Source organism: Mesorhizobium sp. P3_A9, assembly GCF_056402975.1.
Genome location: NZ_JBFUGJ010000011.1, coordinates 35,636 through 58,536, shown reverse-complemented (window position 1 = coordinate 58,536; position 22,901 = coordinate 35,636). Strand labels below are relative to the sequence as shown.

Genomic DNA, 22,901 nt, shown 5'->3' with positions numbered 1-22,901 from the left:
CAATAGCGCCATGCACGGCACCGGCGGCGAGTGGCGGGTCGAACGGCAGCGTCTGTCCTGGCCAATCCTCGACGCGTTCCGGGACGCAGCCGAGGAACTCGGCATTCCCCGCACCGACGATTTCAACACCGGCACCAATGAAGGCTCGGGCTATTTCGAGGTCAACCAGCGGCGGGGCGTGCGCTGGAACACATCGAAGGCGTTTTTGCGCGGCATTGCGGCGCGCAAAAATTTGCGCGTGATGACCGGGGCCGAGATGGAACGGCTCGAATTCGACGGCCGGCGTGTCACCGGACTGGTCTTTCGCCAAGGCGACCGCCTGCATAGGGTCGGCGCCGGACAGACGATCCTTGCCGCCGGCGCCATCAATTCGCCGAAGCTGCTCGAACTGTCGGGGGTGGGGCGCCCCGATCTGCTTTCGAGTATCGGTGTGGATGTTCGTCATGCCTTGCCGGGCGTCGGTGAAAACCTGCAGGATCATTTGCAGCTCCGCACCGTCTTCAAGGTCGCCAATGCCGCGACGCTCAACCAGCGCTATCACAATCTGATCAGCCGCGCGTCGATGGGGGTGGAATACGCGCTCAAGCGCAGCGGGCCGCTGTCGATGGCCCCGAGCCAGCTCGGCATTTTTGCCAGGAGTGATTCTCGCCTCGCGACACCCGATCTGGAATACCATGTGCAGCCGCTGAGCACGGACCGGCTTGGCGAGCCGCTGCATCGCTTTCCCGCGGTCACTGTGTCGGTCTGCAATCTGCGCCCGGAAAGCCGGGGCACGGTGCATATGGGATCGTCCGATCCGCGCGAGGCGACGAAGATCCGGCCGAACTATCTATCCACCGAGGGAGACCGCGGTGTCGCCATCGCTTCGCTGCGCCATGTCCGTAGCCTGATGAAGGCGCGGGCCGTGGCACGCTTTGCGCCCGAAGAGATGCTGCCCGGCACACAATATGAGAGCGACGAAGATCTCATCGGCAAGGCCGGCGATATCGGTACGACGATCTTCCATCCCGTCGGCACCTGCAAGATGGGCTCGGACTCGATGGCGGTGGTCGACGATCGGCTGCGTGTTCACGGGCTTGCCGGACTGCGCGTGGTCGATGCCTCGATCATGCCGACAATCGTCTCGGGCAACACCAACTCTCCGGTCGTCATGATCGCGGAAAAGGCTGCGGAGATGATCTTGCTGGATCCGCGCCAGTGATGTTGTGGCCATATGCGGCGTCCTGCTGATGCCGAAGCGGCGCGACCATACCCCCAGCAGCGGTATCAACTCCGCCCGATAGGGGTCGCCTCTTCGTCTGAGCAACGGACAGTCTCGTCGGTTTAGTTGGTCTTCAGCTTGCCGACGCGGTTTTCCGCGATCCAGCGAGCGGCGAGCACCAGCGCGCCCATGCTGAAATCCTTGCCATGCTTGGCCACCATTTCTTCCGACAGTTCGGCCAGCCGTTCGAAAAATTCGTCCTTGCTCTTGTCCTCGGCGGTGAGTTCGGTCTGCATGTCATCCTCCTGTTTCATAAGGACTGCGTCCGTTATTTGAACATCTGTGCGGGAAAGGTGACGATGGCGGCGGTGCCATCGACAGCTCCGATCGCCAGATGCCGACCGTCGCCGGACCAGGCGAGAGCGGTGACGGCGCTGCCCAAGGGCCTGACGAGAAGCTCGTCCCGCGCGCCGATCTGGGCGATGGTGATACGGCCGTTGGCGTAGCCCGCCGCAATCAGCTTCTTTTCCGGGTGTGCCGCCACCGCCTCGACAAGGACCAGCCCGGCGCGACCTGTCTCCAGCGCACCCGAGGTTTCGCCGCCAACCGGCGGGGCGGTCATCGACCAGCCGGCGATCCGGAAGGCGCCCGATGCAAACAACGCATGCGCCGGCTGGCTCCAGCACACGGTGCGGACCGGCGATGGAAATCCCGCGACGATTTCTGCTCTTCCATCGGCCAGAGAGACCAGAGCAAAGCCGCCGGTTTCGAGCCCGCAGGCCAGCCAGGTGCCGTCTCTGCTCCAGCGGATCGACACCGGGCGCGCGGATAGCGGGATGTCGTGTGTCAAGGCTGCGTCGCCTTCGACCGCCCAGATCGACAGCCCTTCGCCAAGGCCGCAGGCAAGTCGCCGCCCGCCCGGCGAGAAGGCAAGTGCATCTGTCGACGAGGTCACATCGCGTTCCAGTCGCACGGCATCGCCTTTCCCCCGCGACAGGAAGACATCATGCCCGTTGCTGATGGCTATCGTGCCGGCCTTGGCGCTGTGGTCGATGGCGACGACCGGCCCGTCGATCCTGACCAGGGGCTCAGCGACTTCACCGCCGGTGGTCAGATGCAGCACGTCGCCGCTCGCCGCGCCGACGAGGAAGCCGGAATGCGCATAGCTGGCGAGCGGCACATCGCCGTCACCGAATGCCGCCGTGGCAATCAATGGCACTGGCGGCTTCTCCCTGGGGCGGATCGTCGTCTGGCCGAGATCGTTGCTGACCCTGATCCGCGCTTCCGGCGGCTCGTGATCCGCGACCGCGGCTATGGCGACGGTTCCGTCGACCGAGGTGAAAGTCACAGCCGAACCGTCGGCGCTGAAGCGCAGATCGGCGATCGCCGACGGCCGCTGCCAGCTGCGGGCCAGAAGGTCGAACAAGGTCAGGTTCTGCATCGTCTGCTGGTTCATGCTGTCTCTCCCGTCAGTCCTCGTTCGCCGTTGCGGCCAGCAGGCGATCGACGTCCTCGACATCGCCCTCCGCAGCTATGATGCGATCCTCGCAAGCCGCACATGCCTGCATGATTGCCTCGGCGTTCTCTTCAGCCTCATGCAAGTCCCGCACCAGTTGCTCGCTGGCGCCGCTTCTGCCGATTTCGAGCTCCAGGCGCAGCACGTCCATTTCGATACCGGCGCGTTTCTGGTTGAGCCGCAGCGCCTCCGCGGTAAGCGCCGAGACGCTGGCGACGAGATCGAGCCGGCGCGCGAGCAGCGCGTCACGCCTGGCGGTTTTGGATGCCTGGGTCATTTTTCGCTCCCCAAAGGCCCCTGCGGTTTCTCGAAAGCCGACAGCAATTTGGGCAATGTGCCGGCTTGCGACTGGAACTGTTTTTCAGCCGTCTCGATGTGGCTCTTCAACTGGTCCCAGATGTCGACGCGGATCATCGATGTCGTGTCGCCGGTCAGGCGCTCGATCTCTTCGACACGGAACTGACGCGTCAGCGAAACCCCGGAAAACACGAAGTCGCGCAGCAGGATCGCGTGGTTTTCGATGAACAGATGGATCATCGGATGCGTCTCCATGGTGACGCCGCCGGCGGCAAGCTCGGCCCGGATGAAGTCCTGGAAATGGCTTTGCAGACGGTGCTGGCTCTCGCCCATGAAGCGCATGACGAAGACCAGATCGCGCGGCATCAGCTTGACGAGATCACCGGTTACACCGTCGGCATGGCTGGACATCGGCTCGGGTGACCCTCGACTGTCCTTGTCGTTCGGCATGGTTTTTCTCCAGCGCCAGGCCCACCCATGGGCCGCCGCCTTCAAATAGTCTGGAAAGACGAAGAGTTAAACAGATAATATGAATTTCGTTATTTGCTGCGAATGCTAACTAATCATGCTGCACATGCGAATATATGTTAAATATTACAGGCGTAAGTTACAACTGTAAAAGAACGTTACAGTTGCGCATCGGATTGCCTGCCCAAAGGGCGACGGTCTTGTTTTTAATGCCGGCCGTGAGCGCTATTTTAAAACTGGCACGGCGCTTGCTTTGTTCATTTTCATAAGAAGCCCATCGCGCTTGACGCGGTGCCAAAAGAACGAAGGAACGGAGGAAGCAGGACCGCTTCGATACGCCCATCGCATATGCGGTTGGCGTCGCGGATCCTTGCCAGACGCCTCGAAACCTTTGCCCCGATCCACTTGAACGGCCGGACCTCGGGTCGCGCTTCGACGCGCAACGCCTTGTCATGCCGCTCGCACTCTCACTGGCGGTGCTTTGCCGCTTCATGCCGGGGTCAAGGGACCTGCGGCTCAAACCTGGTGGAGGCTTATGACCATGACGTCTCTGACGCTCAACAAGATTACCTCGCAACGCGGAATCTCCGTCGGCGAGGCGACCAAGAAGATTGCCGATCTCGGCTGGAATCCTTCCTACGTGCAGGAAGCGATGACGTTTCCGACCGACTACAAGATCAACAAGACGCCGCGCGACCCGATGAAGCAGGTTCTGCGGTCCTATTTCCCGATGCAGGAAGAGAAGGACAACCGCGTCTATGGCGCGCTCGATGCGGCCTTGCGCGGCGACATGTTCCGCAATGTCGAGCCGCGCTGGGTCGAGTGGATGAAGCTCTTCCTGGCCATCATTCCGTTCCCGGAAATCTCGGCCGCCCGCTCGATGGCGATGGTCGCCCGCATCGCACCCGGCGAGGAACTCCGGACCGGTTTCACCATGCAGATGATCGACGAGTTCCGTCACTCGACGATCCAGATGAATCTGAAGAAATGGTACATGGAGAACTACATCGATCCGGCCGGCTTCGACATCACCGAGGAAGCCTTCGGAAAGTGCTACGCCACCACCATCGGCCGCCAGTTCGCCGAAGGCTTCATCACCGGCGACACGATGACCGCCGCCTGCATGTACCTGACCGTGGTCGCCGAGACTGCCTTCACCAACACGCTGTTCGTCGCCATGCCTTCGGAAGCCGCCCGCAATGGCGACTATGCGCTGCCGACCGTCTTCCTGTCGGTGCAGTCCGACGAAAGCCGGCATATCGGCAATGGCCACTCGCTGCTGATGGCGGCACTCAAGGAGCCGGAAAACCATCTCCTGCTCGAGCGCGACCTGCGTTACGCCTTCTGGCAGAACCATGCGATCGTCGATGCGGCCATCGGCACCTTCATCGAATACGGCACCACCAACCGCGACAAGAACAAGGAATCCTACGCGGAGATGTGGCACCGCTGGATCTATGAGGATTACTACCGCACCTACATGCTGCCGCTCGAGAAATACGGCATCAAGGTCCATCACGACGACGTCCAGGCGGCCTGGGAGCGTATCACCAAGAAGAACTACGTCCACAAGGTCGGACAGTTCTTCGCGGTCGGCTGGCCGGTCAATTTCTGGCGCATCGAAGCCCAGACCGACAAGGACTTCGAGTGGTTCGAGCATAAGTATCCGGGCTGGTACGCCGAGTTCGGCGACTTCTGGAAATGGTACGCCAAGCTCAGCCACAAGGGCGAGAAGGTGCTGCTGTTCAACAGCGACGTCGGCTACGTCTATCCGCACCGCTGCTGGTCGTGCCTCGTTCCTTGCCTGATCCGCGAGGACATGGTGGTCGGCGAGATCGACGGTCAGCTCCACACCTTTGCCCACGAACTCGACAAGTGGACCGCAACGGTTGCCTTCGCCGACGAGTATCAGGGCCGCCCGACGCCCGCGATGGGCCGCTTCAGCGGCAAGCGCGAGTGGGAGACGCTCTATGACGGCTGGGATCTGGCCGATGCGATCAAGGACCTGAACTTCGTCCGCTCCGATGGCAAGACGCTGGTCCCGCAGCCGCATCTGCGCTTCGACGACAAGGAGATGTGGACGCTCGACGATGTGCGCGGCAACACGCTCGGATCGCCGCTGAACGCGCTGCGTGCCATGTCGCCCGCCGACCGTGAGAAGCACCTGGCGGAATACCGGGCCGGCTTCACGATCAATCCCTGCAACTGATCAGGCCAAAGGGGGGCGGGTTCGTCCCGCCCCTTCCTTTCACTGGAGGTCCGTATGTCGGAAACCCACACGGTCAGGCTCAGCCCGGTCGGCGTCGAATTCGAGGTCGAAAATGGCGAAACGGTGCTCAACGCCGCGTTTCGCCAGGGCATCGCCCTGCCGCACGGCTGCAAGGAAGGGCAATGCTCGGCCTGCAAAAGCGTGTTGCTCGAAGGCGAAGTCGACATGCTGAAATACTCGACCTTCGCGCTGAACGACATGGAGAAGGAAAGCGGGCACGTTCTGTTGTGCCGCTGCATTGCCTACTCCGACCTGGAAGTCGAGCTTCTCAATTACGACGAGGAGATTCTGGCGAAAGCGATCGCCGTGAAGACGTACAAGGGCCGGATTGCTCGCATCGAGCACCTGACCCACGACATTCGCGGCATCGAGATCGAACTCGGCTCCCCAATGAAGTTCTGGGCGGGGCAATATGTCGACATCACGGTTACCACGCAAAAAGGGGAGACGATTACGCGCTCGTTCTCCATGGCAAATACGCCGGACCAAACCGAAAAACTCTCCTTCATCATCAAAAAATACCCTGAGGGAAAGTTCTCGGGCGAACTCGATTCCGGAGGCATCAGCGCCGGAGCCGAAGTCACCGTCGTCGGACCTTACGGAACCTGTTTCCGCCGCGACGAACGGCAAGGACCCCTGATCCTGGTCGGCGCCGGCTCCGGCATGTCGCCGATCTGGTCGATCCTCAACGACCATCTGAAGAGCGGCGAGAAGCGTCCGGTCTATTTCTTCTACGGTGCCCGCACCCGCAACGACCTGTTCTATCTCGACAGGATCGCCGAGCTGGTCGGCAATCATTCCGACGTCACCTTCATTCCCGTGCTGTCGCACGCCAATGACGACGCCGAATGGCAAGGCGAGCGTGGCTTCGTGCACCAGAGCGTCGACGCCATGCTCAAGCTACTGGCGGTCGACGGGCAGGGCGATGTCCATGCCTGTGGCCCGCCGCCGATGATCGATGCGCTGCAGCCGGTGCTGTTCATGAACGGCTTCGAAACCGAGCGGATCTTCTTCGACAAATTCACCACATCGGCAGGTGCAACGCCGGCCCATTAAGGGGCGGCCGACACCACAGCCAACCACAACTGCAACAAGGGAGAGAGACTATGCCTGCAACCTCGAGTTCAGTCGGATCCGGAGCCGCCGGCGCGGCAATCTTCGCCGACTCCGACAGCCGGAAATACCGGTATTTCGATCCGAAAGGCCAGCGCGCCACCCATTATGAGGACATGACGGTCGACGTCCAGCCCGACCCGGAACGCTACCTGATCCAGGACTGGATCATCTCCTTCGCCGACGGCAAGGGCGCCTATGTCAAGCAGAACACCGCCGCCCAGAGCTCCAACTGGCATGCCTTCCGCGCTCCCGACCAGGAATGGGAGCGCACGCACTACCAGCGCCAGTCGAAGATCGAGACGATGGTGCAGAGCGTCATCAACAATGCCCGCAAGTCGGGTACGCCGAAGACCTTCGACAAGGCTTGGGTCAAGATCCTGCAGACGCAGCTCGGCGCCTGGAAACATGCCGAATTCGGGCTCGGCACCTCGCTGATGCAGGCGCAGCGTTACGGCTACACCCAGATGATCAACAACGCGACGCTGACCAACTCGTCCTACAAGCTCAGGCTTGCCCAGGACATCACGCTCTACCTTGCCGAGATCGGCATGGACCTGCCCGGCTGGGACGACGAACTCGGCAAGAAGGCCTGGCTCGAGGACAAGAACTGGCAAGGCACGCGCGAAGCGGTCGAGACCATCATGGGCGCGACCGATTATCTCGAGCAGTATTTCGCCATCAACATCGTCTTCGAGCCGCTGGTGGGCGAAGTGTTCCGCTCCGGCTTCCTGATGCAGATCGCCGCCGCCAACCATGACTTCATCACCCCGGCGGTGATTTCGGCGGCCGAGGCTGACTACGAGCGCAATCTCGCCAACACGATCGACCTCATGCACCTGCTCGCCAATGACGAGAAGCATGGTGCCGCCAACAAGAAGCTCTTCCAGGGCTGGGTCAAGAAGCACGGCGCGCTCGCCGACAAGGCAGCCACCGGCCTGCAGCCGATCTGGTCGATGCCGCATTCCAAGCCGGTCGCCTTCGCCGATGTCCGCGCCAAATCCGAAGAGCGGATTGGCCAGATCCTCGGCGAACTCGGTCTCAAGCGCTGAAACAGGAGAAATCGTCATGTCACTATCTGCACGCGACGCAACGCATTCCAACATCTTCAAGGCGATGAAGGACATCACCTTCGAGCAGACGATTTCGCACCAGTGCGGCGTCACCATGAACGACTCGGTCGAGGCCCGCGCCATCGCCGAATTCATGGGCCAGAAGCCGGGGGTGACCATCACCTACCAGCCGGCGCTGATCCGCATCGACGGCGACGGCAAGCTGATCTTCAAGATGGACGCGATCGGCGAGTATCTCGGCCGCGAGATTTCGGCCGAGACCTTCGAGGTCAACACCTCCACCCATTACGGCCGCATGGTGCGCGTCGACGACAACACCGTGATCCTGTTCGGCAACATGGACGAGATGTTCGAATACATCGAATAGCCGCCACGAAAATCCGGCGCGCCGCCGGGTGCGGCGCGCCCTACCGATCAACGCGATTGCTGCGGAGGCAACCATGTACAGAACACCGGAAGGCAAGGACATTTTCATAGTCGACGGCCACACCCATTTCTGGGACGGCAGCCCGGAAAACCAGAAGAACATCCACGGCAAGCAGTTCATCGAATGCTTCTATGCCTATCACACCGGCTTGAGCCCGAAGGACCAGCTGTGGGAGAAGAGCAAGTTCGAGAAATACAGCGCCGACGATCTCTATCGCGACCTGTTCATCGACGGTCCCGATGATGTGGCGATCGTCCAGTCGACCTACCTCAAGGACTTCTACAAGACCGGCTTCAACACCATCGAGCGCAATGCCGAGGTGGCCAAGCGCTATCCCGAGCGGTTCATCGTCAACGGCGCCTTCGATCCGCGCGATGGCGAGAAGGCGCTGGAATACATCCACTTCCTAAAGGAGACCTACAACGTCAAGGGCGTGAAGATGTACACGGCCGAATGGAACGGCGCCTCCAAGGGCTGGAAGCTCACCGATCCCGATGCCTACAAGTGCTTCGAACTCTGCGACAAGCTAGGCATCAAGAACATCCACGTCCACAAGGGCCCGACCATCCTGCCGCTGTCGAAGGATGCGTTCGACGTCCATGATGTCGACCACGCGGCGACGGATTTCCAGGGCCTCAACTGGATCATCGAGCATTGCGGCTTGCCGCGTCTCGACGATTTCTGCTGGATCGCGACGCAGGAGACCAATGTCTATGGCGGCCTGGCGGTGGCGCTGCCCTTCATCCACGCACGCCCGCGCTATTTCGGTGAGGTGATCGCCGAACTGTTGTTCTGGCTCGGGCCGGAGAAGATCCTGTTCGGTTCCGACTACGCGATCTGGACGCCGCGCTGGCTGGTCGAGAAGTTCTGGGCCTACCAGATACCCGAGGACATCGCCGCCGAACGCGGCGTGCAACTGACCGACGAGATCAAGGAGAAGATCCTGGGCCTCAACGCCGCACGTCTCTACAGCATCGATATCGAAGCCAAGAAGAAGGCGCTTGCCAGCTCTCCCTTCAGCATCGCGGCGGAGTAGGGGCCATGGCAACCGCCAGCGTTTCGGGCGACTGCCAGAAGGAACTCTGGCGGCGCCTTGGTGAGGTCAACGACCCGGAACTCGACGAACCCATCACCGAGATGGGCTTCGTCGAGCGGGGCGAGGTGAAGGGCGATGGCAGCGTGGAGATCGATTTCCGCCTGCCGACCTACTGGTGCTCGCCCAATTTCGCGTTCCTGATGCTGGATGGCGTGCGCAAGGCGCTCGACCAGCTCTCCTGGGGACCGGCCTATCGCGTCAAGCTGCACGACCACATGTTCGCCGACGAGGTCAATAGCGGCATGGCGGAAGGCAAGAGCTTCGGCGATATCTTCGCCGTGCTCGCCGAGGATCAGGATCTCGGCGGCTTGCGCGAAACCTTCGCAACGAAGGCCTTCAAGCGGCGCCAGGAAGCGGTCTTGCGCGGCCTCAAGGCGCACGGCCTGACGGATCGCGAAATCGTCGGCATGGACCTGCCGGCCTATGACGTCGCACGGTTCGAGCCGGGCGAGGCGGCCAGGCAGAAGCCGCGATACCGGGCGGCGCTGCTCGAGCGGTTTCCCGACCGCCGGGCGGACGCTCCCGTCTTCGTGACATGGGAAGGGCATCGCATACCGCCTGACGCACTCAGCGCCCATCTCGCCGAACTGCGCGGTGTGCGCATCAACATGGAGTTCAACGGCGCGCTGTGCCGGGGGCTCAAGCAGACCCGATACAAGGAACTGGATGTGGTCGACGGCGAACCGACGCTGGTCGATTTCATCATGGATCGCGTGCCGGCACGAACCGCGCCGACCGCCTGAAGCAGAGCCGACAGCAACGGCCTCCCTTGCACGAGGCCCCTAACCAACAACCCGCCCGTAAGGCGGAAGGAGGAATCATGCCCAAGATAATGCTTCACAATTCCGAGGCCCGCCGTGCGCTCGCCCGCGGTGTCTTCCGGCTCGCCGCCGCCGTCGAGCCGACGCTCGGCCCCAAAGGCATGAACGCCATGATCGACCGGCCGATCGGCACGCCGATGGTGACCCGTGACGGCGTCAGCATCGCCTCCGAGATCGAGCTGCACGACCGTTTCGAAAACATGGGCGCGCAGGTGGTCCGCGAAGTGTCGATGCAGACCAACGAGATTGCCGGCGACGGCACCACGACGGCCATCGTGCTTGCCAACGCGCTCATCCAGGGCGGTGTCGAGGCGAATGAGCGCGGCGTGAAATCGGTAGATCTGTGCAAGGGCATCGACCTTGCGGTAGCGGCGGTGGTGGCAGCACTCAAGGCTTCGGCGAAGCCCGCCAAGGGCAACGGTATCCTGGCGTCGGTCGCCAACATCGCGGCGACCAACAGCAAGCTTGGCGCACTGGTGGCGGAAGCCCATCAGCGGGTCGGCGCCGAAGGCGTCATCACCACGGACTTCAGCGTCACCACCGAGACGACGCTCGATGTCGTCGAGGGCATGTCCTTCGAACGCGGCTATCTCTCGCATCACATGGTGACCGACCAGGAGAAGATGGAGGCCGTGCTCGATCGGCCCTACATCTTGATGACCGATCTCAAGATCAAGGAACCCGAGCAGCTCGATGCGGTTCGCCGCATTGCCGAGGAGGATGGCCGGCCGCTGCTGATCGTATCCGAGGAAATGTCGCCGGAAGTGGTGGTGACGCTGCTCGGCAAGCAGGGGCCGGGACGATATCTCGTCGTCCACCCGCCGGAATATGGCCATTGGCGCAAGGCGATGATGGAGGATCTGGCCATTATCACCGGCGGCAAGGTGATCGCGCGCGATCTGGGCGGCCGGCTCGAGGATGTCACCGCCGAGGATCTCGGCACGGCCGACCGGGTCAAGACCAGTTCGTCCTACACCTCGATCATTCGTGGCGGTGGCGATCATGCGGCAATCGCCTCGCGCCGCGCCCAGGTGCAGCGGCAGTATGAAGCTTCGCCGCCGAACATCGACCAGGACAAGCTGCGCGAGCGCCTGGCCAAGCTCTCCGGCGGCACGGCGATCCTCTATGCCGGCGGCGTCACGCCGGTCGAGCAGAAGCGGACCATCCAGCTGATCGAGGATTCATTGAATGCGGTGCGCGCCGCCTCCGAAGAGGGCGTGGTCGCGGGCGGCGGTTCCGCACTCGCCCAGATCGCGCCGCTGCTCGACAAGGTGGCGGCCAGCGTCGATGGCGATGTAGCCGAAGGCGTGCGCCTGGTGCGCTCGGTCCTGTCGCGGCCGCTGTGGCGGATCGCCGCCAATGCCGGCGCCGATCCCGAAGCCGTGGTGATCGAGGTCACCCGCATCAATGGCGGCTACGGCTACAACGCGTCGACAGGCGCCTATCAGAACATGTTCGAGGCAGGGATCATCGACCCCGTCCGCGTCACCTACACCGCGCTCGCCAACGCGGCTTCCGTGGCGACGCTGATCCTGACCACCGAAACGCTGATTGGCGATCTCGCCGAGGACGAGGATCCGACGGCTGGGCCGGCGCGTGGCGGCGGTTCCGAAAAGCTCGGCCGCGCCTGAAGCAATCCAGACAATCTCGACCCAGACAATCTCTACGTTGAAGGGATACGACAATGAAAGCTGCCAGACTCTACGAATACGACCCGAAGATGAACGTCCAGCTCAAGATCGAGGAGGTCAAGGCGCCGACGATCACCGCGCCCGACGAGGTGATCGTGCGGGTCGGCGCCGCAGGCCTCTGCCGCACCGACCTGCACATCATCGAAGGCGTGTGGAAGCCGACCATGGATCCCGAAGGCACGCTGTTGCCCTACATCATGGGTCACGAAAATGCCGGCTGGGTCGAGGAAGTCGGCAGCGGTGTCAGATCGGTCAAGCGCGGCGACGCGGTGATCTGCCACCCCTTCCGCTCATGCGGCATCTGCCTCAACTGCCGTCATGGCGAGGACATGTATTGCGACAACGGCCAGTTCCCCGGCCTCGGCATGAATGGCGGCTTCGCCGAATATTTCATCACCAGCGAGCGCTCGCTGATCAAGCTCAACGCCAACATCACGCCGATCGAGGTGGCGCCGCTGGCCGACGCCGGCATCACTGCCTACCGCGCCGCCAAGCGCGCCGCGAAACTCCTGCGGCCGGGGAGCTATTGCGTGCTGCTCGGCATTGGCGGGCTCGGCCACATCGCGCTGCAATCGCTGCACGCGATTTCGGGCTGCCGCATCATCGCTGTAGATCGCGAGCCGGCGGCGCGGGTGCTGGCCAAGGACCTTGGCGCCGACTTCATCCTCGATGGCGGGCCGAACGTCGTCGAGGAGGTCGCCCAGATCACCGGCGGTGGCGCTCATGTGGTGATCGATTTCGTCGGTGAACTCGGTGTCGAGAACATCTGCTGGAAGATGGTGCGCAAGGGAGGTCAATTGTTCGTCGTCGGCTATGGCGGCAACATCAACGTCCCGACCGCGCATCTTGTCATCGAGGAGATCAACATCGGCGGTAGCCTGGTCGGCAATTTCACCGAGCTTGTCGAGCTGATGGAGTTGAACGCCGACGGCAAGGTCAAGATGCACTACACCGAGTACAACCTCGCCAGCATCAACACCGCGCTCGACGATTTCAAGAACCGGCGGTTCACCGGCCGCGGCGTCATCGTTCCCTGAAAGCCTCTGGACCAGACGCAGCACGAACCGGCGTGCTGCGTCGTGGCCGATGCCATGTCGTTTGCAGATCGGGAACGTCGGCGAAGCGCGATCCCCATACGAGTTTCCTTGCTTCGTGGTGTTTAAAAACGGGAGGACAACATGGATCTTGTTACGGGACTGGCCGTCGTCATCGGCATTATGGGAGGCATTGCAACCTGGGCGGCGATCACGATAGGCAATCCCTATCTGCTGATCTGGGCGGTATTCGTCGGCTGGGGGAGTTTCTATCACTGCGGCGGCAAGGAGGCCGGGTTCAAGAACTCGGCGGTTGCAAACCTGTGGGGCGCGATCTGCGCGGCCGGCGCCTTGATAGCGCTGACGTCGATCGGCGTTACAGCGATCATGGCCGGCATTTGCGTCGGCATTTCAATCATCGTCCTGATCCTCGCCGCCAAGCTGCCCTTGCTGAGCGCCATTCCGTCGGCGGTCTATGGCTATGCAACGACCGCGGCACTTTTTCTGCTTGGCGCGGCCGCCTACGGCGAAGGTGCCGCCGGCATCGTCAAGGTCGCAGCGGCCGTGGTGATTTCGCTGATCGTCGGCAACATCCTCGGCTTCGTCTCGGAGAAAGTGACCGGGGCCGTCATAAAGACCTGATCATGTCCGCTGCCGATGCCTGAAGGCAATTTCGGTCGACGATTTTCCCCAGCCCGCGGCGCGAATGCCGCGGGTTTTTTGTGCCGGTAGGCAGATCGAAATCAGAGGAAGCCGCGGCGGATGCCGTATTGGCCGAGCTTGCGATAGAGCGTAGGCCGCGAAATGCCGAGCCGCAGCGCAACCTTGCTGAGATTGCCGCTCTCCGCCGCAAGCGCATTCTTGATCGCCTGGCGCTCCGCATCCTCGAATGTGCACACCGGGGCTTCGAGCATGGCTGCCGGATGGTCGCCGTGCATCGCCATGCTGCCGCGATCGCCGGCACTGATTTCCCCGGGAAGATCCTGCAATTCGATCGTGCCGCCGCGCGCCAGTATGTGCAGGCGCTCGACCAGGTTTTTCAGTTCGCGCACATTGCCCGGCCAGCGATAGGCCAGCAGCGCATCGAGCGCTTCGTTCGAAAACTCCAGCGGGTCGTTGCCGGCCAGCTTCGCGATCTGCCGGTTGAAATGCTCGATCAGCAGCAGCACGTCGTCGCCGCGATCGCGTAGCGCCGGGACATGGATCGAGACCGCACCGATGCGGTAGTAGAGATCGCTGCGGAAGCGCCCGGCGGCGACCTCCTGCTTGAGGTCGCGATTGGTCGAGGCGACCAGCCGCACGTCCACCGGCCGTCCCCTGGAGTCGCCGATACGGTGGACCACGCGCTCTTCCAGGACACGCAACAGGAAGGGCTGGATTTCGAGCGGCAACTCGCCGATTTCGTCAAGACTGAGCACGCCGCCATTGGCGAGTTCGAAGATGCCCGGCTTGCCGTCGCGCGAAGCGCCGGTAAAGGCGCCGGAGACGTGACCGAACAATTCGCTGCCGAACAATTCCTTGGTAATCGCGCCACAGTTCATGGCAATGAACGGGTCGTTTTCTGTGCGCCGGCTGCCGGCGTGGACAAGCCGTGCAAACAGCTCCTTTCCGACCCCGGTTTCGCCTTCGATCAGCAACGAGGTAACACCGTTCGACCCGGCCACCCGGGAGGCGATATCGACGGCCGCCAGCAATTTTTCGCTTTCGCCGACGATCATTGCCGCGGCTGCCCGCAGGTGCTTGTCCCCCTCCCGGCGCATCACCGTCATGCTGGAAACAGCCGGCACCGAAGGGAACACCAGGGCCGCGCCGCGAAGGTCGCCGTCGAGCTTCAGCGGCGTGACGTGGCAGGAGCGCAGATGCGGCGGCAGCGCGTTGGCGAGATCGGTGTCCGAGCCGGAGGCAGGCAGGTTCATCAGCCAGCGGCCACGCCCTGGTTCCATCGGGCCGTCCATCATCTCCGTCGTGTCGCCATTGGGCACGTTGTTGCAGAAAATGGCGCGGCCGCGATGATCAACGATCACCAGCCCATCCTTCCGGCGGTAGCTGGGTGCTGAGGAAATGAAGGCTTCGAGCAGGCGCGTGCGCTGTTCCTGCTGCTGCTCGGCCAATGCCTTTTCGATCTGCCTGGCGGTGGCGGCGACGAGTGCGGTGTTGTGCGGCCTGAAGATCGGCGAATAGCCCGACAGGTCGACGACGCCGATGATCTTGCCGTCCAACGGATCGCGGATCGGTGCGCCGGCGCAGGTCCAGGATTTTATCCCGGCGCAGAAATGCTCGGCCGCATGGACGAAAGTCGGCTCACCGGTCCAAAGCGCCGTGCCGATGCCGTTGGTTCCGACCGCGCCCTCGTTCCATTTGCCGCCGATGGCGAGATGGATATCCCTGCCGTCATGCAAGGTCTTCTTGTCGCCGATGGCGTCGATCAGCACGCCGTCGCTGTCGGCCAGCACCAGCATCGCGCCTGTCCCGTCCAGCAACTGGCCAAGCGAGGCGAACGACCGGCGCGCCGCCGAAAGCAGTTCGGCATTGGCGCGGGTCAGATATTCGATCTCGTCGCGATCACTGCTCAGCGGCGCTTCGATGCCTTGCGCATTGATGCCGCCGGTGGCGCTGCGATACCAGGAATCGTGGATCAGCGAGCGGACGTGGACCGGATCGCGCGCCGATGTCGGCTCGTCGGAAAGAAAACTCTCCCAGGCGCGCATGGTGGCGCGCTCATCATAGTCGATCCTGTCCAGAACCAGTTGTCCGGTGGCCATCGACGCATGCGTCGCAAGAGCATCGGTTTTCATCGGATTGGGGCCGCTCGCGTTTCTCATTCAGTCATCACAGTACCTTTTGAGGTATGCCATTTCTGTATGCTGTCGCGGATTGGGCATGCAGAGCCACGCCCAACAGCTTGCCGTCAGTCGATGCCGAGTTTCGCGCCGATGTCGGCCGCAAGCTGCTCCTCGCTATAGGTCGCGGTCAGCCGGGACCCGTCCAGCCCGGCGAGCGCCTCGGCGATGGTTTCGTCGACCGGTGAGAAGAAGCCGTTCAGCTTCGTTGCCAGCACGAAGACCTGCTCCCCGTTCCGGTTGCGGACATCGCCGATATGGTGAAGCTGGCGGCCCGTATTCTGATCCTTCGAGATCACACGGCCGTTCATGGTGACGCGAATGGACGGGCTCGCTTCGGTGGCGGTTGCAGCACCGCCGCCGACATGGATGATCAGGCCTTCAGCCTTCGGCTGCTGGCGCGGCTTCCTGGAGGCTGAATAGCCACCGCCGCTGATCTGGTCGGCGAGGCGAACGATGGTCGAGCGGTTCTGCTCGATCAGTCGTTTGACCTGAGCATCCTCGCGCCGTGGGCCGTCCTGCTTGGAGATGATCTCGACCATGAATCCTCCCAGATTCGTTGGCTTGGCAGTGCCCGCGATACGGGTCATTCTTATTTGCAGCGAACCCTACACTGCCATCGCCAGGTCCGCCATTCACAATAGGTAGCGCCGAAATTCACATCGTTGGTAGCAGGTGGCTGCTACACGAGATGCCCTGCTGGCCCCTTCTGTTTCAAAAAGTCGTGTTCGGAGCCGGACAGCCACATCGGGGCGGTTCGACACTCATTGCGGATGGTTCGGCTCTGAGGTAGTTTACACATCGGGATGAGGAAGGTGCCTGCTGCCGAGGCGGTTTTTCGCTCTTTTCCTGTTTCTGTCTCGGCGAATTGTGAGTTCTTCAACAGACCTTGATACCGCAATCTGGGGAGCTTGTGGTCGTCGGGTCGCGGCGGTTGAGGCGGTTGCCATGCTCCGACTTTGCGGATTGATCGCTATCTTCTTCGTAGCGGCCTTGACGAGCTTCGGTGCGTCGGCCGATCGACGGGTCGCCCTGGTGATCGGCAATTCCGAATACCGGGAAATCCCCGTGCTCAAGAACCCCGACAAGGATGCCGAGGACGTATCGAAGACGTTTCGGCTGGCCGGCTTCGAAGTGTTCGTCGCCAAGGATCTCACAAAGCTGCAGTTCGAGGAGCAGTTCCGCAACTACCTGGCAGCGGCGGACGGCGCCGATCTCTCCGTCGTTTACTACTCAGGTCATGGCTTTCAGATAGGCGGCGAGAATTTCCTGATCCCCGTCGATGCCTCGCTGAAGAATGCGGCCGACATAGAGGTCCAGGCGGTCAAGCTGGACGATGTCCTGCAGCAATTGCGCGCCAAATCGAAGATCCAGGTGATCATCCTCGATGCCTGTCGCAACAATCCGTTTCCGCGCAAGGACTATTGGCTGAGGGACCAGCTGATCACGGCCGGCAACACCGGTCTTGCGCAGGTTAAAAGCTCGCTGAACACGCTGATTGCCTTTGCCACCGAGCCAGGGGCGGTCGCTTATGATGGAGCGGGAGACCTCAGCCCGTTTTCATCCGCATTCTCGCGTCGGGCGCTGGCGCCGAACCAGGAGATACGCACGGTCATGGCCGCGGTGCGCCGCGATGTGGTCGAGGCCACCGACGGCAAGCAGGTTCCCTGGGAAAACTCGTCGCTCATCGACGAAGTCGTGCTGATGCGCCGCGCCAGCCGGCCTTCGCTGCCGCCGGTTCTGGAGAAGGTGGTGCCGTCGGGTGTCGGGCCTGTTGCCCTGGACCTGCCGGAGCCGCTTGATGTCGATGGCGGATCGATCACCGTCAGCATCGAAAGGCCGCCAGCACTCGGGCGCCTGCTTTTGGACGGCAAGGCTGTGGCGGTCGGCGAACAGATCGAGGGCAAGGACCTGCCGCGCCTGAAAATGGATGTGCCCAAGGGTGCCGGTGCGTCCGAAGAGGTCGACATGCTGGCCTACGCCACGCACGACAATTGGGGTGGCCAGGCCCAGGGCATCATGGTGTTCCGTGTCAAGAACGGTGAGGGCGCCGAGGGCGAAAAGATCGTGGCCTCGCTCGAGACCGAGCAGAAGCAGCAGGTGCTGGAACGGGGCATCCACATCACCGGCGCCGCCGAGGCGATCGAAAACCGTGAGATCAGCGTCCCGGTTGGCGTCGGCCCGGTTCCGCTGAAGCTGGACTTCCCGACAAACGATCCTGCGGTCAGCCTGAAACTGGCGAGCTATCCGGCAACGGGTACGCTGTCCCTGCCGGATCGCGCCCTGTCGCCGGAGTCGAGCCTGATGGCCGATGAGGTCGACCAGTTGCGCTACGAGCCCCAGATCGGTGCGGCCCAGCCGGTCGAGGTCGGCTTCGAGATCCGGGCCGACAGCAGCTCATCCAGGCCCGCCACGATGAAGCTGTCGCCAAGCGTCGATCCTTGCGACCAGGCCGCTGGCGAGCCTCTCGACCTGCAAGGCGTCGTCCCCGGCCTGCTGCCGAATGAAATCGGCACTGAGGCCGTGAAGGCCTGCGAGGCGGCGGTGAAGGCCTATCCCGATGTCGCCCGCTTCCGCTACGAACTGGGCCGGGCGCTGCTTGCGGCCGGCAAGGTCGAGGAGGCGAAAAAGGCCATCCAGGCGGCAGCCGACAAAGGCCACGTCCGCGCCGTGTTCGAGCTCGGCTACTTCAACGCGACGGGAACGGGAATGCCCGCCGACCGCAAGCAGGCCAATGCCTTTTATGCGGCGGCCTCCGACAAGGGCGATCCTTACGGCATGACGTCATGGGGGCGTGCCTTGTTCAACGGCTATGGCGTCGAGCGCGACACCGGCAAGGGGCTGGACCTGCTGCTCAAGGCGGCCGCCATGGGCCATACCTATGCGATGAACGATCTTGCCGCGATCTTCACGGAGGGCCGCAACGGCGTGCCCGCCGATCCGGCCCGCGCCGTCGCCTTCCTGCAGGCAGGCGTGGAGCGGCAGGACATGTATTCGATGAACCTGCTCGGCCGCAATTACCTGGCAGGCGTGGGAGTCGGGAAGGATCCCAGCCAGGCGCAAGGGCTTTTCCAGAAGGCCATGGATCTCGGCCAGCCCTACGCTCCGGCTAGCCTCGCGCGCATGTACCGGGACGGTGTCGGCGTCGGGCAGAACCTCGATGAAGCGCAGAGACTGTTTGAGCTCGCCACCGCACGCGGTGATCAGTCCGGCGCATACGATCGTGCGGCTCTCGAAATGCAGAAGGGCGACAAGGCCGACCAGGCGATAGCGGTGCGTTACCTGGCCTTCGCCGTCGCACTTGATCTTCGCAAGGAATTGCCGGGCGCGCAGGCGACGCTGACAAAATTCGGAGTGAAGGCGAAAACAGCTGCGCTGACGCAATTGCGCGGCGAACTCAAGTCGAAGATCGCGGCGAACGGCTCGCTGGACGACCAACTGGTCAAGGCGGCCAGAGCGGTCTGGGAGCAAGCCAATCCGCGTCGGGACCTGTTTTGATTCACAAGGAGGCAATGGTGGGCAGGGCAGTGAAGCAGGCATTGATTGCGACAGTCTTATCCGGTGCCCTGGCGGCGCTAACGGGCTGCATGTCCGTCCCGCCCAAGGCCGAACCGACGGTGACAACGACCAAGCACAAGCCGAAGCTCGTTCGCACGACGTCCGCGCCGAAGATCGGCCAGCAGAAGAAGGTCACCGCCAAGAAGGTGATCAAGCCGGTTGAGGAAACCACTGTTCCCCCGCCTGTTGTGCCTACCGGGGGTGGAGGCGGCGGCAGCGGCACCGGCGGTACGGGTGGCGGTGGCGGTGGCTGGGGATGAGCTTGCAACAAGCAGGTCAAGCTACGACCCTCTTTGGCAACACCAATTCGGCGCGCACCGGAGACCGGCCGCAATTGCTCGCCAAGAGCGTGCTAGTGCTTTATGCTTCGATCGCGTTCGCGCGGTGTCGGTATCGATACGGTAGTCCTGGGCAGGGGCGTTCCATGTTCGAAGTCGTCGCATTATGGTGGAAAACGGGATTCAGGGACCTCACCACGAGGACCCTTGGCCTGATCGTTGCGTTATTGCTGTTGCTCGGATCGCAAGCCGCCAGCGCAGCGCCGAACTGGACGCTCGATCCCGCCGCTTCGGTGATCACCTACCAGTCGGTCAAGAAGAACACGATCGTCGAGACCAACAAGATCAGGAACATCACCGGCACGCTGAGTTCGGCGGGTGATGCCAAGGTTACGTTCGACCTCAATTCGGTCGATACCGGCGTCGACCTGCGCAACGTCCGCATGCGCTTCCTGTTCTTCGAGACATTCAAATACCCGACCGCCGAACTGACGGCGAAGGTGGATCCCGCCGCGTTCGCCGACCTGGCGACAAAGCGCAGGGTGAAGGCAACGCTGCCGTTCCGCCTCAATCTGCACGGTGTCGACAAGGACCTCGAGGCCAGCGTCGTCGTCACCATGATCAGCGACACCATGGTGTCGGTTGCCTCCGAGGCTCCGGTCGCTGTCCATGTCGAGGATTTCGGCCTGCTGCCGAACGTCGACAAGCTGCAGCAGGCGGCCAATGTCACCAACATCGTGCCCACCGCGTCGGTGTCGTTCGATTTCGTCTTCACCGCTGACGGCAGCAAGCCGGCCGCCGCTCCGACCGCCGCGGCGGCTGATGTCGGCCCGGTCGCCACCGATGCCGCCAAGACGAACTTCAGCGACGAGGAATGCCTGAACAGGTTCGCCGTGCTCTCGCGCACCGGCGCCATCTACTTCCGGCCTGCCAGCGCGCGGCTCGACGCGAAAAGCCGGCCGCTGCTTGAAGAGGTCGAAGGTGTCGTCGGCAAATGCCCGAGCCTCAAGGTCGAGGTCTCCGGTTATACCGATTCCGACGGATCGCCGGAGGCGAACAAGCAATTGTCTGAACGGCGAGCCCAGGCGGTCGCCGATGCCATTGTTGCCGCGGGGATTCCGCGCACGCAGATAACGGCGACCGGGTACGGCGAGGAGCGGCCAGTTGCCGCCAACGACACACCCAAGAACAAGGCGCTCAATCGGCGGATCGAGTTTTCCGCGACCAAGCTCTGAGGTGGCGGTGAGGTCCGATCTGATCGCCCGTTGCGGTGGCCTGTTTCGCGCTGCCGGGCTCTTGGTGCTCGCCTTGCTGTTGACTGTGACGACCGCCAGTGCCGAGCGCCGCGTCGCCCTGGTCCTCGGCAACGCCCAGTATCAGCACGCAGCACCACTCGCCAATCCTGTGCGCGACGCCCAGGCCATGGCCGAACGCTTGAAGAAGCTCGACTTCGAGGTGGTTTCGGGCTTCGACCTGACCAAGCCGCAGACGCAGGCGACGATCGCCCAGTTCGCAAAACAGGTGCGCGGTGCCGATATCGCGCTGTTCTTCTACGCCGGCCACGGCTTGCAGGTTTCGGGCAAGAACTACCTGCTTCCGGTTGACGCCGCACTGGAGGACGAGACCTCCCTCGACTTCGAGGCCGTGTCGGTTGATTTCGTTCTGCGCCAGATGTCGCGGGAGACCAGCATCAGGCTGGTGTTTCTCGATGCTTGCCGCGACAATCCCCTCGTCGACGTGCTGGCCAAGACCGCGGGCGTCAACGGCGCCAGCAGTGGCCTGGCCGAGATCCCGATCGAGAATGGTGGCGCCGGCACGCTTGTCGCCTTCGCCGCCAGCCCCAATCAACTCGCCTATGACGGGTCGGGCGAGCATTCGCCGTTCACCGCCGCACTGCTTCAGCACATCGGCGCGCCCAACGTCTCCATCACCGAGGCGATGAACCGGGTGACCGGTGACGTCTTCAAGGCAACGGCCGGCAAGCAGCGCCCCTGGCTCAACGTTTCACTGACCACTGAGGTTGTCCTGCACAAGGTCGACCTCAATGCGCCGTTGATCGTGGGCGAAGCGAGCACACCCCAGGCCGAAGGCGGCTCCGACGCGCGCAACACCGCCGCGGCTGGTGCGTCAGGCCAAAACAGCGACCAGCTTGCGCTCGATGTGCTGCGCCAGAAGATCCCCAAACTGGCGTCGGATGCCCCGATCCTTTTCAACCATCCGATCGACTTCGGCGATGCGGCAATCGACGGCAAGAGCATCGCCGAGCTGATCAAGGGCAAGCCGCTGTTCAGCCCGGTGGAGGGGTTGGACAAGTCGGTCTGGGAGGACAAGCACTGCGACGGCTGCCATGAATGGAACGAGACCCGGCTGTGCGATCAGGCGAAAAATTTCGCCGCAAACGACGTCTCTGTCTTGCGCCTGCAACATCCGCTGGGAACACGCTTCAAGGTGGCGCTGGCCAAATGGGCGCAAGGTGGCTGCAAGTAGGCGGCTCTAATAGGCATCCGCCGATTGGCGCGCCTCGATCTCGGCCATCTGGATGCCCATTTCGACAAATGCCGAAAGAACGGCAAACCGGTCAGCGAGGGCGACACGGGCCAGTCCGGCCAGTATCCCGGCATTGACTGCATGGGCGGCGGGAAATGGTTGTGCAGGAAATGGTTGCAAGGCCGGTGCCATCGTCGCGGCCATTGCCGAACCATTGTCCCGCCATCCGGCAGCGAGCGCAATCCAGCCGACCGGCGTTGTTGGGGGTGTCACTGCCGCTGTACCGACGGCTGCCTGATGGCGGGGATTGTCCGGCTCACCCACCCAGTCGCCAACACGCGCAAGCAATTCCTGATCGGTTCCATCGAACAGCTCGGTCAGATGGCTCAGGCATTCATGCGCCCACCAGACCGCGGCCCGCTCGGGAAGCAGGTAGGCACAGAAGGTAATAGCTTCTTCGGGAACGCGCCCGGCCAGCAGCTCGCGGCAAAACGCGATCGGGTTTTGGTCGGTTGGAAGGGTTCTCATGTCCCGGGCAATGGCGGGACAAGCCGTGAAAAGATCTCGTGCCGTCTTGAATCGGAGCCCATTGGCCATGACCGCCACGCTTTCATCGAGAAGCCTTGGCCACTCAAGCCCCAGGCGCCGCGCGGGTCAAGTCTCAACCCGTTGCCGCCGCAACACCCCTCGGCACAATCATGCCCAAGAGCGTTTATCGACAGACAATTGCCA

At 62.7% G+C, this 22,901-nt stretch carries 21 protein-coding genes; 14 read left to right on the top strand and 7 right to left on the bottom strand.

The features are described from left to right. On the top strand, nucleotides 1–1,201 hold a 1,201-nt coding region (locus tag AC1DX0_RS03870; RefSeq protein ID WP_477354271.1), incomplete at its 5' end, for a GMC family oxidoreductase. Between the two features lie 122 nt (nucleotides 1,202–1,323). Here the strand turns inward: AC1DX0_RS03870 and AC1DX0_RS03865 are convergent. The 4 genes from AC1DX0_RS03865 to AC1DX0_RS03850 are packed head-to-tail and all read right to left on the bottom strand — an operon-like array spanning nucleotide 1,324 to nucleotide 3,464. Further along, entirely contained in the window at nucleotides 1,324–1,497 is a 174-nt protein-coding gene (locus tag AC1DX0_RS03865; protein ID WP_167434275.1) for a hypothetical protein, read from the bottom strand. A gap of 32 nt (nucleotides 1,498–1,529) precedes the next feature. Beyond that, nucleotides 1,530–2,657: a WD40 repeat domain-containing protein gene (locus AC1DX0_RS03860; protein WP_477220757.1), complete on the bottom strand. Its 1,128-nt coding sequence runs from the start codon at nucleotides 2,655–2,657 to the stop codon at nucleotides 1,530–1,532. A gap of 13 nt (nucleotides 2,658–2,670) precedes the next feature. Further along, complete coding sequence (locus AC1DX0_RS03855; protein WP_477220758.1) at nucleotides 2,671–2,994, bottom strand: hypothetical protein; 324 nt, start codon at nucleotides 2,992–2,994, stop codon at nucleotides 2,671–2,673. Next, a complete protein-coding gene (locus tag AC1DX0_RS03850; RefSeq protein ID WP_477220759.1) occupies nucleotides 2,991–3,464 on the bottom strand; it encodes a hypothetical protein in 474 nt (157 codons plus the stop codon). Before AC1DX0_RS03850 ends, AC1DX0_RS03855 begins: the two co-directional genes overlap by 4 nt. Before the next feature lie 553 nt (nucleotides 3,465–4,017). Here AC1DX0_RS03850 and AC1DX0_RS03845 point away from each other — a divergent pair. The 9 genes from AC1DX0_RS03845 (at nucleotide 4,018) to AC1DX0_RS03805 (ending at nucleotide 13,648) form a co-directional block, all read left to right on the top strand. Beyond that, on the top strand, nucleotides 4,018–5,691 hold the full coding sequence (locus AC1DX0_RS03845) for an aromatic/alkene/methane monooxygenase hydroxylase/oxygenase subunit alpha (RefSeq protein WP_197033322.1): 1,674 nt from the start codon (nucleotides 4,018–4,020) through the stop codon (nucleotides 5,689–5,691). A gap of 54 nt (nucleotides 5,692–5,745) precedes the next feature. Continuing rightward, nucleotides 5,746–6,807, top strand: a complete 1,062-nt coding sequence (locus tag AC1DX0_RS03840; RefSeq protein WP_477220760.1) for a 2Fe-2S iron-sulfur cluster-binding protein — start codon at nucleotides 5,746–5,748, stop codon at nucleotides 6,805–6,807. A 50-nt stretch (nucleotides 6,808–6,857) separates the two neighbouring features. Further along, entirely contained in the window at nucleotides 6,858–7,916 is a 1,059-nt protein-coding gene (locus AC1DX0_RS03835; protein ID WP_477220761.1) for an aromatic/alkene monooxygenase hydroxylase subunit beta, read from the top strand. Between the two features lie 16 nt (nucleotides 7,917–7,932). Continuing rightward, nucleotides 7,933–8,304 (top strand): MmoB/DmpM family protein, encoded by a 372-nt coding sequence (locus AC1DX0_RS03830; RefSeq protein WP_027045792.1) that lies wholly within the window; start codon nucleotides 7,933–7,935, stop codon nucleotides 8,302–8,304. Nucleotides 8,305–8,377: 73 nt separating this feature from the next. Next, nucleotides 8,378–9,400, top strand: a complete 1,023-nt coding sequence (locus AC1DX0_RS03825; protein ID WP_477220762.1) for an amidohydrolase family protein — start codon at nucleotides 8,378–8,380, stop codon at nucleotides 9,398–9,400. A 5-nt stretch (nucleotides 9,401–9,405) separates the two neighbouring features. Next, nucleotides 9,406–10,203 (top strand): iron-sulfur cluster assembly protein, encoded by a 798-nt coding sequence (locus AC1DX0_RS03820; protein WP_477220763.1) that lies wholly within the window; start codon nucleotides 9,406–9,408, stop codon nucleotides 10,201–10,203. Nucleotides 10,204–10,280: 77 nt separating this feature from the next. Then, complete coding sequence (gene groEL, locus AC1DX0_RS03815) at nucleotides 10,281–11,912, top strand: chaperonin GroEL (RefSeq protein ID WP_477220764.1); 1,632 nt, start codon at nucleotides 10,281–10,283, stop codon at nucleotides 11,910–11,912. Nucleotides 11,913–11,965: 53 nt separating this feature from the next. Continuing rightward, a complete protein-coding gene (locus tag AC1DX0_RS03810; RefSeq protein ID WP_136619350.1) occupies nucleotides 11,966–13,009 on the top strand; it encodes an NAD(P)-dependent alcohol dehydrogenase in 1,044 nt (347 codons plus the stop codon). Nucleotides 13,010–13,150: 141 nt separating this feature from the next. Then, nucleotides 13,151–13,648 (top strand): DUF1097 domain-containing protein, encoded by a 498-nt coding sequence (locus AC1DX0_RS03805; protein WP_477220765.1) that lies wholly within the window; start codon nucleotides 13,151–13,153, stop codon nucleotides 13,646–13,648. A gap of 101 nt (nucleotides 13,649–13,749) precedes the next feature. Here the strand turns inward: AC1DX0_RS03805 and AC1DX0_RS03800 are convergent, their stop codons facing one another. Then, nucleotides 13,750–15,828, bottom strand: coding sequence for a sigma-54-dependent Fis family transcriptional regulator (locus AC1DX0_RS03800; RefSeq protein WP_477220766.1), 2,079 nt, complete (start codon nucleotides 15,826–15,828; stop codon nucleotides 13,750–13,752). An 86-nt stretch (nucleotides 15,829–15,914) separates the two neighbouring features. Further along, nucleotides 15,915–16,388 (bottom strand): hypothetical protein, encoded by a 474-nt coding sequence (locus tag AC1DX0_RS03795; protein WP_477220767.1) that lies wholly within the window; start codon nucleotides 16,386–16,388, stop codon nucleotides 15,915–15,917. Between the two features lie 406 nt (nucleotides 16,389–16,794). Between AC1DX0_RS03795 and AC1DX0_RS03790 the strand changes: the two genes are divergently transcribed. The 4 genes from AC1DX0_RS03790 to AC1DX0_RS03775 all read left to right on the top strand — a co-directional run bounded on the left by AC1DX0_RS03790 (nucleotide 16,795) and on the right by AC1DX0_RS03775 (nucleotide 22,169). Continuing rightward, nucleotides 16,795–19,344, top strand: coding sequence for a caspase family protein (locus tag AC1DX0_RS03790; protein ID WP_477220768.1), 2,550 nt, complete (start codon nucleotides 16,795–16,797; stop codon nucleotides 19,342–19,344). An 89-nt stretch (nucleotides 19,345–19,433) separates the two neighbouring features. Beyond that, nucleotides 19,434–19,664: a hypothetical protein gene (locus tag AC1DX0_RS03785; RefSeq protein ID WP_477220769.1), complete on the top strand. Its 231-nt coding sequence runs from the start codon at nucleotides 19,434–19,436 to the stop codon at nucleotides 19,662–19,664. 164 nt (nucleotides 19,665–19,828) lie between these two features. Continuing rightward, nucleotides 19,829–20,917, top strand: a complete 1,089-nt coding sequence (locus tag AC1DX0_RS03780) for an OmpA family protein (protein WP_477220770.1) — start codon at nucleotides 19,829–19,831, stop codon at nucleotides 20,915–20,917. Nucleotides 20,918–20,924: 7 nt separating this feature from the next. Then, nucleotides 20,925–22,169, top strand: coding sequence for a caspase family protein (locus AC1DX0_RS03775; protein ID WP_477220771.1), 1,245 nt, complete (start codon nucleotides 20,925–20,927; stop codon nucleotides 22,167–22,169). Between the two features lie 6 nt (nucleotides 22,170–22,175). Here the strand turns inward: AC1DX0_RS03775 and AC1DX0_RS03770 are convergent, their stop codons facing one another. Then, nucleotides 22,176–22,766 carry a DUF6931 family protein gene (locus AC1DX0_RS03770; protein WP_477221088.1) on the bottom strand — a complete coding sequence of 197 codons (591 nt, stop codon included), beginning with the start codon at nucleotides 22,764–22,766 and terminating at the stop codon, nucleotides 22,176–22,178. Nucleotides 22,767–22,901: the final 135 nt, after the last annotated feature.